Raw genomic sequence first — 18039 nt, forward strand, 5'->3', positions numbered from 1 at the left:
TAATCCCCGGCTCGCGGCTGACGCCTTAGCCGGGCTACCTGTCCGCAGACGGCGGGGACCTCGTAGCACCGGTGGGTACGGCTTCCCGGAGGCGATGCTGCGCATCTGTCCGGGCTACAAGTTCGTGCGGTTTGGTAGCCCGGGCCCGGACAGGCGCGTCAAGCGCCGCCTCCGGGGGATTTTGCAGAGCTATTTATCAGAACCAAAACCGTTGCTGGTCGCCAGCTCGGCAAACCACAGCGCGTTGCGCTTTATCTGCCGCTCTCCGGTTTGCAGATTAAGCCGCCAAAAACCGTAGCGCCGCTTGAACGAATTAATCCACGACCAGTTATCGATAAACGTCCACTGATGCACGCCAAAACAATTCGCGCCGTCGGCTATCGCGCGATGCAGCTGCACCAGATGCTCTTCCATCAGGCCGATGCGGAACGAATCGTCAATCACCCCGTCTTCGCCCGGTTCGCCTTCCGACTCAATATCCATCGCGATGCCGATTTCCGCGAGGAACCACTTTTTATTGCCGTAGTTATCGCGAATATTGGCGGCAATGTCATAAATCGCCTGCGGTAGAATCTCATTATTATCGCGATAAGGATTAAAGCGCCCTTCTGGATTCACGTAGTTTTCGAAATAGAACTCCGGGGTGAAATAGTCCAGCGTATAGTCGCTTTCGCGTGCCTTGACCCGCCGCGGAACGTAATAGTTAACGCCGAGAAAATCGACGCGCGATCCGCTAATCAGCTCCACGTCGGCTTTTGTCACCTCCGGCAGGCAGTCGTGCGCGGCCAGAATTTCGCACAGCTCTTTCGGGAACTGATGCTTCACCAGCGGATCGAGAAAGCTGCGGTTGAAAAACAGATCCGCATACCACGCCGCTTTTTTATCCTCAGCGCTGTCGTTACGGGTATAGGAGGGCGTCAGGTTCAGCACCACGCCAATCTCGCTCTCCAGCGCCAGCGCGCGAAACTCGCGCACCGCTTTGGCGTGGGCCAGCATAATGTTAAATGCCACCTGCGCCGCCAGCCTGCCGTCTTTCTTGCAGGGATAGTGGAAGTCGTACAGATAGCCGCCCTCAACCGGCACAATCGGCTCGTTGAAGGTGATCCAGTATTTCACTTTGTGACCAAACAGCTCGAAGGCGGTGCGGGCAAAACGCGCGAAGAGATCCGTCACGTGCGCCGACTCAAAGCCGCCGTACTGCTTTTGCAGCGCTTCCGGCATATCAAAGTGATAGAGGTTAATCATCGGCTCAATGCCGTTTTCGATCATCTCATCAAGGTAGGCATGATAGAAACGCACCGCGTCCGGATTGGGCGCGCCGGTTTCGAAATCGTCAATCAGCCGCGACCACTGAATCGAGGTGCGAAAGGAGTTGAATCCGGTCCGCTTCATCAACGCCACGTCCTGAGGATACTGATGATAGGTATCGCAAACGGTTTGCGGCCCAATCTGCTGATAAAAACGTTCCGGCTGTTCGGCAAACCAGCTGTCCCAAATAGAACGGTGCGGCTTGTTGCTGATGCCTTCCGTTTGCGGACCGGATGCCGCCGCGCCCCAAAAAAAGCCTTCCGGAAACTGATACCGGGTCATAACGCCTCCTGTAAGTTAAAAAAGGCCGCACCCGACGGGCGCAGCCAATAAGCACTACTCTGCAACCACTTCAATCGATTTGATAAACATATAGCCCCAGTCGCCGGCGAATTTACCGAAGTCGATGCGGTTATCGCCGGCCTTCAGCTCGACCGGCACCAGTTGCTGCTGGCCCTGTTCATCGGTCTGCGGGAACTCAACCGCGATTGGCGCGCCGCCGTTGACAATAAACGAGTTTTTCTTGCCGCCCCATTTGCCGCTGAACGTTACCCGCAGCAGATACTTGCCGGCCCACGGCGCGGAAACCTGCCAGTTCACCTTATCGCCGTCGTTGGCGAACGGCCCGAGGAAGCCGTCTTCGTCAATCGTCAGCGCGTCTTTCTCGCTTTTCGCCGCCTCAATCTTGCCCTCGGTCACGTGCAATACCCCACCGCCAAAACGGCAGTAGTCGGCGGGGACTTTACCGGCGGCTTCCGTCACCGTGACCTTTACGGTTTTGCTGCTTTTGAGCAGGCCGTCATCGGCGCTAAAGGTCAGCGCATATTCACCGGGGGCGCTGAACCAGGCGCGGGTTTCGGCTTTATCCGTCGCGCAGAAATGAGCCTGCGCGCTGCCGCCGTTGCTCCAGTTCACCTTTACGTCGCGGTCCGGGAGCCCGTCATCGCGCCAGCTCGCGCTCAGCTGCACGCCCTGATCCTGGCTGGTGGTGAGCGTCTCCGCCAGCGCGACTACCGGCGCCTGATTCGCCTGGGTGTGCTTCACGCTAATCACGTTCGAAGGCGCTGAGCTGCCGCTCTCGTTCTTAGCGATGACGCGGTAATAGTACGTATTCCCCAGTTGCAGACTGCGATAGTCATCGCGGAACAGATCCATCGTCTGCGGGTTCCACTCGTTAACGCCATCGGAAATATCGCGCCCCACCACTTTCCACGGCCCGGATGCCGAATCAGCGCGCTCGACATCATAAGCGCGCCCTACCGCCGCCCCCAGCCAGTTGATAGCAAACGGTGAATCCGTCGCCCGCAGCGTCGGCGCATCCGGTTTCGGCAGCGGCGGCGCGTTCTCCTGCCCGTTCATCTGCGCCGCGGCGGTCCGCACCAGGTCGACCACTTCCATTTCCTCATTGGCCTTACCTTCCATCGGGAAGCCCGGCAGATGGTAGCTGTAGTGGCCGGTGGACTCTTTATGCCAGTAGAAACCGCCATCGTGACGATGACCGCGGAAGCCCCAAATCAAGCCGCCCGCCGCCTGCGCGCCGTTGACTTCGCTATGCACGATCGACTGCATAATGGCGTTAAGCTGCTGCGCGTCCAGCAGGCCGAATTCGCCCACCATATAGACTTTTTTACCCGCTGCCGCCGTCAGGTCTTTTTTCACCTGATCGGGATGGTTGTTATCGGCATTGGTGTAGTAGTGGTTGCTGACGATATCGACATTAGGATCGTTGAGCGCAAACCCGTTAATTTTCTTGTAGGTGCCATCGACCACCAGCTGATGCGGCGCCCACTTTTTGATCCACGCGGCGGTCTGCTGAAGGAACGCCGCGTTGGTGTCTTCCAGTTCGTTGCCGGTCTCCCAGGCCATAATCGCTTTTTCGTCGAAATAAGGACGACCGGTCACGCTGTTGGTACGGGTGATAACCTGGCGAATCACGTCAAGATAGGCCTTGAAGGTTTTACTGTCGGTACGGTAAAAATCCTCCGGCTTTTCGTGGTAGAACGCCGCCAGCTGCTCGCGACCGCCCCACCACCACCAGTGATCGATAAACGGCAGGATCAGGCGCAGCCCCTGTTTGTCCGCCTCGGCGATCATGTTGTCGTATACCCGCATCGCCTTTTCGTTCAGGCGCGGCATGCCGTCGGTGGTTTCCGGGGCCAGAATATGGGTTTCGCGACCGCAGGCCTCGTCAAACGTCTGCTGCACCGAGAGCACGTATACCCGCTGCGCCCTGGCGCCGGTTTGCACCATCGCCTTAATCCAGTTTTCCTGCTCTTCCGCCGTCGGCCAGCGGAAGTATTGCCCCCAGCCGCGCGTGTCGGCCTTACAGGTACCGCGCGCATCGTCCTCGATACGGTGCAGCTCCGGCGCGTGGATGCCCGCAAAGCGGAAAACCTTGTCGCCGTCTTTTAGCGTCGCGCCGTCGCGGGTAATAAAGTGTTCAAAGTGCGAGCGCTCTGCGGCCATCGCGCCTGCGCTTCCCAGCGCCGAAAGCAGCGCGACGAGCATCAGTTTTGTCACCGGCTTAATCATCGTTATCTCTCCTTAGAACCAGACTTCGGCCTGCACGCCAAAGTTCAGCGTGTCGGTGTCGCCGCTGCGCGAGTAGCCGCCTGCGGAAATAGTATTGGTGTCCCAGTTATAGTTGCCGTCCAGCGCGTCGGACACGCCTTTGTCCCACTTCGCGTAAGTGACGAAGAAGCGCAGCTGCGGGCGGGTCCAGAAGCCGGAATCAAAGGTCAGGGTCGGCGCGATGGTCACTTTCGTCAGGCCGCCTTTGCCTTTACCGTCCACGCCTTTGTAGTTTTTATCGTTGAGATATTCGTAGCCCAGCTCGTACTGCATGGCGAAGTTTTTGGTGATCTGCTGGTACGGGCGGATCCCCGCCACCCAGCTGGTGCGTCCCCAGCCGTCGGCATCTTCCGTCCACCAGCGGTAGTTTTTGTCTTTCTGATAGTAGGCAAACGTGGAGATTTCCCAGTCGCCGAGCGAGGCCATGTTATCCAGCACCACGCGCCAGGACTGGGTATCGTCGAGGTTTGCCCAGCCCCAGCCGTTTTTACCCAGCGAGTCCCCCGCCGCCAGGCCGCGCCCGTACTGGAAGACCACGCGAGAGTAGCCGCCGGTCAGGCCGTAAAAACCGTCAAAGTTGTAGACGCCGGTTACGCCGTAGCCCTTTTCCGCCGAGGTCGGGTGCTTCTCATTGCGGTTCATGTGGTGGCCAATCAGCTCAAGGTCGAAGCCGGTTCCGCCGATCTTTTTCAGCCACAGGTTGAGCGAGTAGTCATCCGGATAGCCCTGATCGCCTTTGTCGACCGGGTAGGCTTTGGTTTCGTCGGTTGGCGAGAAGGCGTAAACCCCGGCATCGAAGCGCGCGAAGCCAAGATCCATATTGTCGAAGCCGCCGCCGGTACCGTTGTACTGAATGTACTCCCAGTCGAACTGGTGGCTGGAGGTGTTGGAGCTGCTGTAGCGCTTACCGGCCCAGAAGGTCATTTCCGGCGCGAAGTCGAGGTTTGACAGTTCGGCGAAACCTTCGCGGAACTGCACATCATGCCCGTCGTCATCCTGACAGTTCCAGTCGGAGGTGCATTTCGACTGATGGGTAATGTTGGCCTGGACTTTAGCCACCACGCCGCTGTCCGAGGTTAACGTCACCGTCGGGATCAGTTCGATCTTGGTATCCTCTTCGTTGCCCAGACGCCACTTGCCGTCCGGCATCAGGCCAACGGAGTCGGCGCGGTTGCCGTCGGCGTTGGCGAGGATCCCCGAACGGATGTAGCCGTGGAGCATAAAATCGTACTTCGGATCGGCGATGGCTCAGTCGCTCATCACCGCGAGGGCGAGTAAAGACAGAGGTATTGAATGATTTAGCCTGATCATTTTTATTCCTTGGTTATTTTTTTATTAACACTGCCTGAGAACGGGAGGAAATTTACGGATCAAAATTGGAAATGTACATCCATTAACGGAAAGCGCTTTCCGTAATTGCCGGATGAGTTCACAATTTTAACGAGAGCGGGCGAATATTCGTGATGAGGTTCACATAATCCGGCAGAAATAAAAAAGCCCGCGCGCGGCGGGCTGTGGCAGGCAGGCGAAAAGCTTAGCGTTCGGCGTCGGCGAGCTGGCGTTCGTAGACCTTGAAGAACGGACGATAGAGCATCCAGGCGTTAAAAATGGCAAACAGGCACATGCATAAGTTTTTCCAGCTGCCGTTGGCTGACCACGCCGCGCCGAGCGGCGCCGGCATCGACCACGGCAGCATCGCCACCGCCCGATCGAGAATCCCCAGTTGGGTTAAATACCAGGCGATACAGGCATTTATCAGCGGCACAAACAGAAACGGCAGCAGAAAGACCGGGTTCATGATAATCGGAAAACCAAACAGTATCGGCTCATTGATATTAAACAGCGAGGGGAGCAAGCCAATTTTCCCCACGCTTTTCAGCTGCCGCGAACGGCTGCGCATCGCCATAAACACCAGCGGCAGGGTGGAGCCGATGCCGCCGATCAGCAGGTAAAAATCCCAGAATCCCTGCAGGTAAATATGCGGCAGCGTGGCGGAACCGGCGGCCAGCGCCTGCTGGTTTTCAAACAGATAGGTCATCCAGAATGGGTTCATAATCCCGGTGATAATCAGCGCCCCGTGAATGCCGACAAACCAAAGCAGGTTACAGATAAACAAAGAGATTAATACCGCGGTTAAGGTGTCGGACGCCACCACCAGCGGCCGCACCGCTTCGCTAATCAGCTCCGGTAAAATGCGCCCGGTGCTCTGCAACAGCAGCGCGTTGATGACGCTGATAGAGAGCATCACCACCAGCAGCGGGATCAGCAGCTGAAAGCCGTTGCGGGTCATCACCGGCACCTCTTCCGGCAGGCGGATGCACCAGCCTTTTTTGTAGAAGAAGCGCACGATCTCAATGGAGTAAGTACTTGAAATCAGCGCGGTAAAAATCCCCATCCCGCCAAGATAAAGATTGGCCGCGCCGTTGCCGCGAAAGCCGATAAACAGCAAGAACGCCAGGCAGCCGGTCAGCCCGCAGAGCCGCTCCGGCAGCCGGTACTGCTTGGCAAGACTGGCGCTGGCGCCGAAGGCCACAATCAGCGCCACCAGCCCGATGGTCAGTTCGAAAGTCGGCAGCAGAATGGGACGCAGCTGGAAATAGAACTGGCCGAAAAACGATGCGCCGTCGATGGAAACGGGCGGAAACAAAATCGGCACCAGCAAACTTCCGACAATCACAAACGGCATCGCCAGCGCAAAGCTGTCGCGCATCGCCGTGATGTGGTTATTGCGCGTCAGAACGTTGGCCAGCGGCGCCAGACGCTGCTCGATGATGTCGACGGCAACATTCATCAACTGAATGTTCATAATCCTGCCTTTCAGAATAGGTTGGTCGCCAGGATGATCGCGCACTCCCGGGTAAAGTAAAAGCCCGCCATAGGTGATCGTGGTCACAATAAATAAATCCACAACTGGAAAGCGCTTTCCGTTTTATATCCGTTATGACTATAGTCGGCGCATCCATCTCATCAGGAGCGATATATGAAAAAGATAATGTTGTGCTGTTCCGCGGGCATGTCCACCAGCCTGCTGGTGAAAAAAATGATCGCCGAAGCCGAGCAGCGCGGTCTGCCGGTGGAGATCAACGCCTTCGGCGTCGCGGAATTCGATCGGCAGGTCGGCCATTACCAGGTGGTCCTGCTGGGGCCGCAGGTGAAATACATGCAGAAAGATCTGCAAAAACAGGCGGATAAATACGGGATCCGCGTGGAGCCCATCAACATGATGGATTACGGCATGCAGAAAGGCGGCGCCGTGCTGGATTTCGCGCTTTCCCTTATCGATAACAAAAATTAAGGAAAGATCATGAGCTCTCTGTACGCGAAGCTGATCGCCGTGATTGAACAGAAGATCACCCCTATGGCGGGGGCGATCGGCCAGCAAAAATACGTCACCTCCATCCGCGACGGTTTTATTACCGCCCTGCCCTTTATGATCGTCGGCTCGTTTTTGCTGGTCTTTATTTTCCCGCCTTTTTCTCCGGATACGACGTGGGGTTTTGCCCGCGCCTGGCTGCAATTTTCCCTCGATCATCGCGATGCGCTGATGCTGCCATTTAACTTCAGCATGGGGGTGATGACGCTGTTTATCGCCGTCGGGATCGCCGCCAGCCTGGCGAAACACCACAATCTGGACTCGCTGACCGCCGGGATGCTGTCGCTGATGTCGTTTCTGCTGGTGGCCGCGCCGCTGAAGGATGGCCAGATCTCCACCGCCTACTTCTCGGGTCAGGGGATCTTCACCGCGATTCTGGTGGCGATTTACTCCACCGAACTGTACGCCTTCCTCAAGCGGCACAACATTACGATCCGTCTGCCGCCTGAAGTTCCGGCGGGCGTGGCGCGCTCGTTTGAAATTCTGATCCCGGTACTGGCGATCGTGCTGACGCTGCATCCGCTGAATCTGTTTATCGAAGCGCAGCTGGGAATGATTATCCCGGAAGCGATCATGTCGCTGGTGAAACCGCTGGTGGCGGCTTCCGATACCCTACCGGCGATTCTGCTGTCGGTGCTGGTGTGCCAGGTGCTGTGGTTTGCCGGGATCCACGGGGCGCTGATCGTCACCGGGATCATGAATCCATTCTGGATGGCGAACCTGTCGATCAACCAGGCGGCGATGGCCGCAGGCACCGCGATCCCGCATATCTACGTCCAGGGCTTCTGGGATCACTACCTGCTGATCGGCGGCGTCGGATCCACCCTGCCGCTGGCGCTGATGCTGCTGCGCAGCAAGGCCGTGCATCTGCGAACGATTGGCCGGATGGGCGTGGTGCCGGGCGTATTTAACATCAACGAGCCGATTCTGTTTGGCGCGCCGATCATCATGAACCCGCTGTTCTTCCTGCCGTTCGTGCTGGTGCCGATGATCAACGCGACCCTGGCCTACTTTGCGCTGAAGCTGGACCTGGTGAGCCGCGTGGTGTCGATGACGCCGTGGACGACGCCTGCCCCTATCGGCGCCTCATGGGCGGCGAACTGGAGCTTTAGCCCGGTGATCATGTGCCTGATCTGTATGGCGACGGCGATGGTGATGTACCTGCCGTTCCTCAAAGCCTACGAAAAACAGCTGCTTGAGCAGGAGCACGCTAACGCGGCCGCCCAGGCCGAAAGCGCGCAGCAGTCCGCATAATTCATACTATTCAGAGGGTTGTCATGGAATTAGAAGAACAGGTGATGGGTATCATCATCAACGCCGGCCAGTCGCGTAGCCTGTGCTACGAAGCGTTGAGCTGCGCTAAAGCGGGGGATTTCACCGCCGCCGACGAAAAAATGAAAGAAGCGGCGCATTTCGCCCGCGAGGCGCATCGGGTGCAGACCCAGCTGATTGAGGCCGACGAGGGAGAGGGTAAAACCAAAATGACCCTGGTGATGGTTCACGCTCAGGATCATCTGATGACCTCAATTCTGGCGAAAGAGCTGATCGGCGAACTGATCGCCATTTACCGCTCGCGACCGCTGCACGCGTAGAGTTCCTCCTCTCGAGGGGAGAGGAGATGACGTAGCCCGGGTAAGGCGTTTACGCCGCGACCCGGGAAAACGGTAAATTCTCATGTCATCTGGCTGACTTCCCGGCTCGCGCTGCGCTTAGCCGGGCTACCTGGACTGCACGCGTAGCCTCCTTCCGGAGAAAACCGGCTGGCCCCGGGAAACCGTCTACCACGATTAAGGACAACCATGCTACATCTCGGTTTAGACATCGGCGGCACCAAAATGGAAGCCGTCCTGCTCAACGCGGCGGGCGAATGCGTCTATCGCCAGCGCCGTCCGACACATAAAGAGAGCTACGACGCGTTTATGCAGCAGCTGCTCGGGCTGATTGAGAGCGTCCGCGCCTGGAGCGAGCGTCCGTTTACCCTCGGTATCGGCCTGCCGGGGGCTATCGACCCGCAAAGCGGCCTGATTAAAAACTGTAACTGTCTGGTGCTTAACGGCCACGACCTACGCCACGACCTGATGCGGGAGCTCGGTCAACCGGTATGGATGGCGAACGATGCCGACTGCTTCACCCTCTCTGAAGCGGTGGACGGCGCGGGCGCCGGGGCGACGACCGTATTCGGCGTCATCATCGGCACCGGCTGCGGCGGCGGCGTCGCGGTGAACCAACGGCTGCTCAGCGGGCCTAACGCCATCGCTGGCGAATGGGGCCACAACCCCCTTCCGGGCTATCGTCCCGAGCGCGACGGCCCGGCGCAGCCCTGCTACTGCGGAAAAGAGAACTGCATCGAAAGCTTTATTTCCGGCACCGGCTTTGCCCGCCGCTACGGCGCGCAGGCGCGATCCGAAGCGATTATCGCCGCCGCGCAAAACGGCGATCCCCAGGCGCTGGCCCACTGGCGGCATTTTATCGACGCTTTCGCCCGCAGCCTGGCGTCGGTAATCAATATCCTCGATCCGCAGGTGATTGTGCTGGGCGGCGGGCTCTCCAACGTCGGGCAAATCTATGAGCAGCTGCCGTCGGCAATCGTCCCGTATCTCTTCTCCGATAGCTGCCGGACGCAGATCAAACAGGCCCGCTTCGGCGACGCCAGCGGCGTGCGCGGCGCGGCCTGGCTACCGGTTCTGGACAGCGCTGAAGGCCGCAGGCGGTAGACACTTTTTTCAGCAGGTATGCTAAGCTAGGCGAAAATATTCAGACAGAAAATGCCATGCCAACCATTGATGATGTTTCAAGATTAGCGAATGTCTCCCGAGCGACGGTATCCCGCGTGCTGACCGGCACCAGGGGCGTGCGCGAAGAGAGCCGGGAAGCGGTTCTGCGCGCGGTAGAAGAACTTAACTACCGCCCGAGCTTTGCCGCGCAAAACCTCGCCAGTCAGACATCCAATCACGTGGGGCTGGTGATCCCGGCGAACGATGACAGCAGCGGCGCGCGCCTGCTGCCGATGCTCTCATTAGCGCTAAAGGGGCTGAATAAAAACCTGATTGTTCAGTACGTGACGGATGCGGCGGAACAGGCGGCGGTGGTTGACGATTTACAGCGCCAGTGCGTGGCGGTGGTGGTGCTCGGCGCCGTCCCGGCGGAGGCGCCGCGCAACGTGATCTCCTTTGACCGTTTCAGCATTGCCGGAGTCAATAATCAGGGCTACGACTACGCTTTCGCCACCGAAAGCGCCTGCCGCTACGTGATCGGCAAGGGCCATCGCAATATCGCGCTGCTCGTTGATAACGACAGCGATGACGCCAGCCGCCAGATGCTCGAAGGCTATCGCAACGTTCTGCAAAACTACTCCATCCCTTTTAACCGGCAGCTGATGCTGGCGGCCAACGATAACGTTGAACAGGCGCTGCTGACGCTGATTAACAGCTTCAGCAAATACTCGGTGATTATCGTGAAACGGGACCGCTACGCCGCCGAAGCGATGCGCCTGCTGCGCGAGTTCAACGTTGCCGTACCGCAGGAGGTCTCGCTGCTGAGCCTGGAGGATTCCCCCCTCGCCTCGCTGCTCAATCCGCCGCTCACCTGTATCTCCTGGCCGCTGGAGCAGCTGATGGAGAACTGCCTGCAGCGTATTCGTAATCTGATTGACGAGCGCCCCACCTTCTCCGCCGAAGGGCGTACGCTGGCGGGGCGCCTGATCCCGCGCCAGTCGGTGGCCGATCTCTCCTGATTCTAGCGTCCGGCCTTCCGCGTGGCCGGGCCTTTCCTCTCGCGCCGCTGGTTCCCACGCTAATCATTCGCCTCACATCTAAATAAGAATTATTTTCATTTATAAATAGCGTGTGCTATATAACATAGCAATGGCTATAAATGATGATTAATTAATCGCAACGTTGTGAGGGACCTTATGCTGCACCTGCCACCCCTGAAGCATCTGATGTTTGCCGCCACGCTGGCGCTGTTGGCCGTCGCCCCCGTCCAGGCAAAAGAGAAATTTAAAGTGATCACCACCTTCACGGTAATCGCCGACATGGCGCAAAACGTCGCGGGCGACGCCGCCGACGTCAGCTCCATCACCAAACCGGGAGCCGAGATCCACGAATATCAGCCAACGCCCGGCGATATCAAACGCGCGCAGGGCGCGCAGCTGATCCTCGCCAACGGACTGAATCTTGAACTGTGGTTCGCCCGCTTTTATCAGCACCTGAACGGCGTGCCGGAAGTGGTGGTCAGCAACGGCATTCAGCCGATGGGCATCAGCGAGGGGCCGTATAACGGTAAGCCCAACCCGCACGCGTGGATGTCGGCGGACAACGCGCTGATCTATGTCGATAACATTCGCGACGCGCTGGTGAAGTACGATCCTGAAAATGCCGACGCCTATCGCCATAACGCTGAGACCTACAAAGAGAAGATTCGCCACACCATGACGCCGCTGAAGGCGGAACTGGCGAAACTGCCGCAGGACAAGCGCTGGCTGGTAACCAGCGAGGGGGCGTTCTCCTATCTGGCCCGCGATAACGGCCTGCAGGAGCTCTATCTGTGGCCGATCAACGCCGACCAGCAGGGCACTCCGCAGCAGGTGCGGAAAACCATCGACACCATGAAGAAAGCGCATATCCCGACTATCTTTAGCGAAAGCACCATTTCCGATAAACCGGCGCGTCAGGTGGCAAGAGAAGCAGGCGCCCACTACGGCGGTGTCCTGTACGTCGACTCCCTGAGCGCCGCCGATGGCCCGGTGCCGACCTACCTCGACCTGCTGCGCGTCACCACCCAAACCATCGTCCAGGGCATCAACGACGGACTAAGGAAACAGGCATGAGTAACGAGCTGCCGGGCCTCGCGGTCAACAACGTCAGCGTGACCTATCGCAACGGTCATACCGCCCTGCGCGACGCCTCGTTCCGCGTGCCGCGCAGTTCCATCGCCGCGCTGGTTGGGGTGAACGGTTCGGGCAAATCAACGCTGTTTAAAGCGCTGATGGGCTTTGTGCGCGTCGGTAAGGGCGATATCGCGATCCTCGGCCAGCCGGTTAACCGCGCCCTGCGCCAGAACCTTGTCGCCTACGTTCCGCAGGCGGAAGAGGTGGACTGGTCTTTCCCGGTGCTGGTGGAAGATGTGGTGATGATGGGGCGCTACGGCCATATGGGCTGGCTGCGGCGGGCTAAAGCGCGCGACCATGAGATTGTCGATGCCGCCCTGGCGCGGGTCGGCATGAGCGAGTACCGGCAGCGCCAGATCGGCGAACTCTCCGGCGGGCAGAAAAAGCGCGTGTTTCTGGCCCGCGCTATCGCTCAGCAGGGGAAAGTCATTCTGCTGGATGAGCCCTTCACCGGCGTCGACGTACAGACCGAAGCGCGCATCATCGAACTGCTGCGGGAGCTGCGCGACGAAGGCTGCACCATGCTGGTTTCCACCCATAACCTCGGCTCGGTGAGCGAGTTCTGCGACTACACGGTGATGGTCAAAGGCACCGTGCTGGCCAGCGGCCCGACGGAAAGCACTTTTACCGCCGAAAACCTCGAACTGGCGTTTAGCGGCGTGCTGCGCCACGTGGTGCTGAGCGGCGCGGAAGAGCGGATTATTACCGACGATGAGCGGCCGTTTATCAGCCGCCGGGCGGCGGGAGGCGAAAGATGAGCTGGCTGCTGGAGCCGTTTGGTTATCAATATATGCTGAACGCGATGTGGGTGTCGGCGCTGGTGGGCGGAGTGTGCGCGTTTCTCTCCTGCTACCTGATGCTCAAGGGCTGGTCGCTGATTGGCGACGCCCTCTCCCACTCTATCGTGCCGGGCGTGGCGGGCGCTTATATGCTCGGCCTGCCCTTCGCGCTGGGGGCGTTTCTTTCCGGCGGGCTGGCGGCGGGCAGCATGCTGTTTCTTAATCAGCGTTCGAAGCTGAAGGAAGACGCGATTATCGGCCTGATCTTCTCCTCTTTTTTCGGTATCGGCCTGTTTATGGTGTCGCTGAACCCGACCTCGGTGAATATCCAGACCATTATTCTCGGCAATATTCTGGCCATCGCCCCGGAGGATATTATCCAGCTGGCGGCCATTGGCTTTATTTCGATGGCGATTCTGCTGCTGAAGTGGAAAGACCTGATGGTGACCTTTTTCGATGAGAATCACGCCCGCTCGATTGGCCTCAATACCAGCGGGCTGAAGCTGCTGTTCTTTACCCTGCTGGCGGCCTGTACCGTGGCGGCGCTGCAAACCGTCGGCGCGTTTCTGGTGATTTGCCTGGTGGTGACGCCCGGCGCTACCGCCTGGCTGTTGACCGACCGCTTCCCGCGCCTGCTGGCCATCGCCGTGGCGATTGGCAGCCTGACCAGCTTTTTCGGCGCCTGGCTGAGCTACTATCTGGACGGGGCGACCGGCGGAATTATCGTCGTCGCCCAGACGCTACTGTTTTTAACCGCGTTCGTTTTCGCGCCGAAGCACGGCCTGCTCGCCAGCCGTCGTCGCGCCAGGGAGGCCTCATGCTGAGCGCGCTGCTTGAACCTTTCCAGTTCTCTTTTATGGTCAACGCCATGCTGGTGGCGGCGATCGTTGCCGTCCCCTGCGCGCTGCTGTCGGTGTTTTTGGTGCTAAAAGGCTGGGCGCTGATGGGCGACGCCATGAGCCACGCGGTTTTCCCGGGGGTGGTGGTGGCGTATATCCTCGGTATCCCCTTCGCCATCGGCGCGTTTATCGCCGGGTTGTTCTGCGCCATCGCCACAGGTTATCTCGACGATAACAGCCGTATTAAGCGCGATACGATCATGGGCATCGTGTTTTCCGGGATGTTTGGCGCGGGCCTGGTGCTGTACGTGTCGATTCAGTCGGAGGTGCATCTCGATCATATTCTGTTTGGCGATATGCTGGGTATTTCCGCCAGCGATATTGTACAAACGTCGCTGATCGCGCTGGCGATTGCGCTGATTATCGGCCTGAAGTGGCGCGATTTTCTGCTGCATGCCTTTGATCCGCAGCAGGCGAAGGCCAGCGGATTGCGCTGCGGGCTGCTGCATTATGGGCTGCTGTGCATGATTGCGCTGACCATCGTGGCGACGCTGAAAGCGGTGGGGATCATTTTGTCGATTTCGCTGCTGATAGCGCCGGGGGCTATTGCGCTGCTGCTGACGCGGCGTTTTGTCAGCGCCCTGCTGCTGGCGGTGGCGATAGCGTTAAGCTGTTCGCTGGGCGGCGTGTGGCTGTCGTTTTATCTCGACAGCGCCCCGGCGCCGACCATCGTGGTGCTGTTTACCGTTCTGTTCGTTATCGCGTTTGTCTGGACCTCGGTTCGCGATAGCCAAACCACAGCCCATTCCGGCGAGGCCCCAGGTCGCGGCTGACGCCTTACCCGGGCTACCTTGACGGGCATTATTCCCGGAGGCGGCGCGTTGCGCCTGTCCGGGCTACCTCTCCCCCAGGACGTAGCCCGGACAGATGCGCAGCATCGCCTCCGGGGGAAATTCGCTATTTTTTAGGCCGGTACTTTTCCGGCAGTTCCGGCACCGGACGTTTGTCATCGATCAGATGGCGAATCGTCAGGATCGGGTGCCGCCAGAGCATCCGCGGCCCCGCCCAGCGCATAATCCGCTTCATCTCTTCGCGTTTCGCGGGCTGGTAGCAGTGCACCGGGCACTGCTTGCAGGCGGGCTTCTCTTCGCCAAAGACGCATTTATCCAGCCGCTTGTCGGCATAGTCGTTAAGCGCCTGATAGTGTTCGCCGTCGTCGCGGGCATCCGGGCAGCGGCGCTGGTAGAGCGTTATCATGCTGCTAATGGTCTTTTTTTCCCGCGCAATACGTTTGCCCGCCATCGCCTGTCCCCCCGAAAAGATGCATTCATAATACACATTCATAGAGGGCGATGCAGCCCCATACTCCCTGAGGATTATGCCGGTTTATCCACGTGCCCCAGCGGTTTTTCCGGGAAGCATACGTCGCGCACCCGGCGCTTGAGTTCCGCCGCGTCGGGGAAACCGCCATCCTGCTTGCGCTCCCAGATTTGCACATCATCAACGGCCACCACGAAGATCCCGCCGGTTCCCGGAATCAGCGTGACCGAGGCGATGTCGGTGCTAAAGCTGTGCAGCAGTTCCTGGGCCATCCACGTGGCGCGCAGCATCCAGTTGCACTGCGAACAGTAGGTAATGGTAATCGCGGCTTTGTGGCTCATCGGCGTCTCGCTGTCGGTCAAAGGGCAAATTGTAAACAACTTGCAGATTAATTGAGGAATACATGATTATTTTGTTGCAAACGATAATACCTATCATTACCATTCGCAATCAATAAGCATGGAGAAAAAACGTCCAGTAACGGAATAACCGGACACACCTGCACTCTGGAAGTAACGCGTGAGCCAATACTAATAATGATTAAGGCGTGGCTACTATGTATAACTCCACTCAATCAACAGCATGGTTCAAGAAAAGCCTGCTGGTGACTTCTTTGCTTACAGCAATTTATCAAACTTCCGCCGGGGCGGCTGATACCACCGCGAAAACCACCAGCAGCGCATCTTCTGATGACAGCTCGGAACGGATGACCGTTACCGCGCCGGCGCCGTTGCTGAAAGCGGGCAGCGAACATTCGATCAGCGCTCAGGAGCTGCAGGATAAAGGGGCCAACGACTTTGGCTCCATCATGCGCTACGAGCCGCTCATTAGCGCCACCGGCGCCAGCGGCGGTTCCGGCAACGGCAAAAGCGGCTTCGACCGCGGCGGCTATACCGGCTACAACATACGCGGCATGGAGAGCAACCGCGTCGGGATCGACGTCGACGGCATCGCCCAGCCGAATGCCACCGGGCGCAGCTACGCCAGCCGCGCGGGCCTCAATACGTTCGGTATGGGCCGCGACTACATTGACCCCTACATGTACGGCAGCATCGATATTCAGTCCGGGGCGACCTCAACCGATACCGCCAACAGCGCCATCGGCGGCAACGTCTCTTTCCGTCCGAAGTCCGCGGATGACTACCTGCATCCGGGCAAAACCAGCGCCTTCGGCTACCGCAGCGGCTACGACTCATCCGATCGCAGCTGGCACAACGGCGTCACCGTTGCCGGCGGCGATGAAACCCTGCGCGGGATCTTCGTCTACAGCCGTCGCGACGGCCAGGAAACGGAAAACAACAGCGGGACCGTTGATTCATACCCGGCAAACTGGCACTCCAACGCCTTTATGGCCTCGGGGATCTGGCAGCCGAATGACGAACATAAGCTCACCAGCACCTTCGATTATTACCATAAAACGAACCACACGCATTATGACGCCTGGGACTCCAGCGGCAACAGCGTTATCGGCACGTCAAACCAGACCAGCCAGACCCGCCGCTGGGGCCTGAGCCTGAAAGACGACTGGACGCCGATGAACGACTATATCGACAGCGTATCGACCAAGGTCTACTACCAGCATACCGAGGCCCATGATTGGACATATATGCCGGACAGCGTCACCCGCGCGATGCAAACGGTGAGCTCCGACTACGATACCGACACCTGGGGCATTCAGAGCGCGCTGGCGAAATCGATAGGCCGCCACGATTTGAGCGCCGGTTTTAACGCCAGCACGACGAAAACCCAGCGCCCGTTAACCCAGTCGCCAACCCCGAGCGCCTTTAGCCAGATCATGCAGCCGGACGCCGACAGCCGCGGCTATATCGTCGCCGGCTTCCTGCAGGACAAAATTAACTTCGACCTCGACGAGCATAACTTTGCGGTTATCCCGGGCATTCGCGTGATGCATCAGTCGACCAGGCCGGAGAACGTCTCCGATCTGGCCAACAACAGCAGCGTGCTGACCGGTTCCGACGTGTCAAATCTGTACGGTAAGAACGCTGATACCCAGGCGCTGCCGTCGCTGGTCTTGCAGTACGATATCACCCCGCGCCTGATGACTTATCTGCAGTATCAGCGCGGCGCGCAGTTCCCGAACGCCAGCCAGCTGTACGGTTCGTGGAACCTCGGCTCCAGCTACGCCGGACGCGCCCAGTATGCGCTGATCGGCAACACCGATCTGAAAACCGAAACCAGCGATAACGTTGAGTGGGGGATGAAGGGCGAAGTGGCGGAAGGCATCACTATGCGCACCGCGCTGTTCTACAACACCTATAAAAACTTTATCGCCTATACCCGCTACACCCGCGCCAATAATCCGGTGCAGTTCACTAACGTACCGTCGAACATCTACACCATTTACCAGGCGGAAAACCGCGATAAAGCGTACATCTACGGCGGCGAAATCAGCGCTAAATTCAACTTTGGCACCTGGTTTGAAGAGGTTAACGGCCTGAGCGCTACCCTCGCCTACGGCTATAGCGAAGGGCAATCGAAATCGAGCTACAGCGGCGATAAGTACGTCGACCTCGATAGCGTCGCGCCAATGAAGGCCATCGTCGGCGTGGCGTGGGACGATCCGGCAAAAGTGTACGGCACCGCGCTGACCGCCACCTTTGTTAAGGGCAAGCGCGCCACCGCCACCAGCCGTGAAAGCTATACCAACACCGGCTCCGCGATTACCGATTCGACCAGCGAATATATGCGCGTTCCGGGCTACGGCATGCTGGACTGGACCGCGTACTGGCAGGTCGCGAAGAACGTACGCGTCAACGGCGGCGTATACAACATTACCGATCGTAAATACTGGGATTATCTGAGCAGCCGCAATATCGAAATGTCCACCAATCAGGACGCCAACGACCGGGCGCTGGCGGTGATGCCTGGCCGCACCTGGCAGCTGGGCGTTAACGTCGATTTCTGACCGGCTAATAATAAGAAACCTGCTCCCCGGCCGCG

15 protein-coding genes and 1 pseudogene are annotated in these 18039 nt (G+C 58.6%); 10 read left to right on the forward strand and 6 right to left on the reverse strand.

The features are described 5' to 3' along the window. Positions 1-189: 189 nt before the first annotated feature. The 4 genes and pseudogenes from KOSB73_RS05015 to KOSB73_RS05030 all read right to left on the reverse strand — a co-directional run bounded on the left by KOSB73_RS05015 (position 190) and on the right by KOSB73_RS05030 (position 6685). Complete coding sequence (locus KOSB73_RS05015) at positions 190-1590, reverse strand: glycoside hydrolase family 1 protein (RefSeq protein ID WP_049099309.1); 1401 nt, start codon at positions 1588-1590, stop codon at positions 190-192. A 54-nt stretch (positions 1591-1644) separates the two neighbouring features. Then, positions 1645-3840 carry a CBM35 domain-containing protein gene (locus KOSB73_RS05020; protein WP_098140286.1) on the reverse strand — a complete coding sequence of 732 codons (2196 nt, stop codon included), beginning with the start codon at positions 3838-3840 and terminating at the stop codon, positions 1645-1647. A 12-nt stretch (positions 3841-3852) separates the two neighbouring features. After that, a pseudogene (locus tag KOSB73_RS05025) lies at positions 3853-5190 on the reverse strand (carbohydrate porin). Positions 5191-5413: 223 nt separating this feature from the next. Then, positions 5414-6685 (reverse strand): PTS sugar transporter subunit IIC, encoded by a 1272-nt coding sequence (locus tag KOSB73_RS05030; RefSeq protein WP_024358455.1) that lies wholly within the window; start codon positions 6683-6685, stop codon positions 5414-5416. A 174-nt stretch (positions 6686-6859) separates the two neighbouring features. Between KOSB73_RS05030 and KOSB73_RS05035 the strand changes: the two genes are divergently transcribed. The 9 genes from KOSB73_RS05035 to sitD all read left to right on the forward strand — a co-directional run bounded on the left by KOSB73_RS05035 (position 6860) and on the right by sitD (position 14591). Next, complete coding sequence (locus KOSB73_RS05035; RefSeq protein ID WP_004134312.1) at positions 6860-7174, forward strand: PTS sugar transporter subunit IIB; 315 nt, start codon at positions 6860-6862, stop codon at positions 7172-7174. A gap of 9 nt (positions 7175-7183) precedes the next feature. Further along, positions 7184-8506, forward strand: coding sequence for a PTS sugar transporter subunit IIC (locus tag KOSB73_RS05040; RefSeq protein WP_098140287.1), 1323 nt, complete (start codon positions 7184-7186; stop codon positions 8504-8506). Between the two features lie 23 nt (positions 8507-8529). Beyond that, positions 8530-8844, forward strand: a complete 315-nt coding sequence (locus tag KOSB73_RS05045) for a PTS lactose/cellobiose transporter subunit IIA (protein ID WP_004134302.1) — start codon at positions 8530-8532, stop codon at positions 8842-8844. A 207-nt stretch (positions 8845-9051) separates the two neighbouring features. Beyond that, a complete protein-coding gene (locus KOSB73_RS05050; protein WP_049135026.1) occupies positions 9052-9966 on the forward strand; it encodes an ROK family protein in 915 nt (304 codons plus the stop codon). A 56-nt stretch (positions 9967-10022) separates the two neighbouring features. Beyond that, entirely contained in the window at positions 10023-10985 is a 963-nt protein-coding gene (locus KOSB73_RS05055; RefSeq protein ID WP_024358458.1) for a LacI family DNA-binding transcriptional regulator, read from the forward strand. 177 nt (positions 10986-11162) lie between these two features. Next, positions 11163-12080: a metal ABC transporter substrate-binding protein gene (locus tag KOSB73_RS05060; protein WP_024358459.1), complete on the forward strand. Its 918-nt coding sequence runs from the start codon at positions 11163-11165 to the stop codon at positions 12078-12080. Further along, entirely contained in the window at positions 12077-12898 is an 822-nt protein-coding gene (locus KOSB73_RS05065; protein ID WP_004132184.1) for a manganese/iron ABC transporter ATP-binding protein, read from the forward strand. The genes KOSB73_RS05060 and KOSB73_RS05065 overlap by 4 nt, the downstream gene beginning before the upstream one ends. Further along, the gene (sitC, locus tag KOSB73_RS05070; protein ID WP_004132182.1) at positions 12895-13743 is read left to right on the forward strand and encodes an iron/manganese ABC transporter permease subunit SitC; all 849 of its coding nucleotides are present in this window, start codon (positions 12895-12897) and stop codon (positions 13741-13743) included. The genes KOSB73_RS05065 and sitC overlap by 4 nt, the downstream gene beginning before the upstream one ends. Continuing rightward, positions 13737-14591, forward strand: a complete 855-nt coding sequence (gene sitD / locus KOSB73_RS05075; RefSeq protein WP_024358460.1) for an iron/manganese ABC transporter permease subunit SitD — start codon at positions 13737-13739, stop codon at positions 14589-14591. The genes sitC and sitD overlap by 7 nt, the downstream gene beginning before the upstream one ends. A 124-nt stretch (positions 14592-14715) precedes the next feature. Here the strand turns inward: sitD and KOSB73_RS05080 are convergent, their stop codons facing one another. Both KOSB73_RS05080 and KOSB73_RS05085 read right to left on the reverse strand, forming a co-directional pair. Continuing rightward, entirely contained in the window at positions 14716-15060 is a 345-nt protein-coding gene (locus KOSB73_RS05080) for a nitrous oxide-stimulated promoter family protein (RefSeq protein ID WP_024358461.1), read from the reverse strand. Between the two features lie 74 nt (positions 15061-15134). Beyond that, complete coding sequence (locus tag KOSB73_RS05085) at positions 15135-15419, reverse strand: Rdx family protein (protein WP_004137407.1); 285 nt, start codon at positions 15417-15419, stop codon at positions 15135-15137. Between the two features lie 215 nt (positions 15420-15634). On the opposite strand from KOSB73_RS05085, the gene KOSB73_RS05090 reads away from it, so the two are divergent. Further along, the gene (locus KOSB73_RS05090) at positions 15635-18004 is read left to right on the forward strand and encodes a TonB-dependent receptor domain-containing protein (RefSeq protein WP_004137401.1); all 2370 of its coding nucleotides are present in this window, start codon (positions 15635-15637) and stop codon (positions 18002-18004) included. Positions 18005-18039 lie beyond the last annotated feature (35 nt).

The sequence above is a fragment of the Klebsiella grimontii genome (assembly GCF_900200035.1).
GTDB classification, from domain to species: domain Bacteria; phylum Pseudomonadota; class Gammaproteobacteria; order Enterobacterales; family Enterobacteriaceae; genus Klebsiella; species Klebsiella grimontii.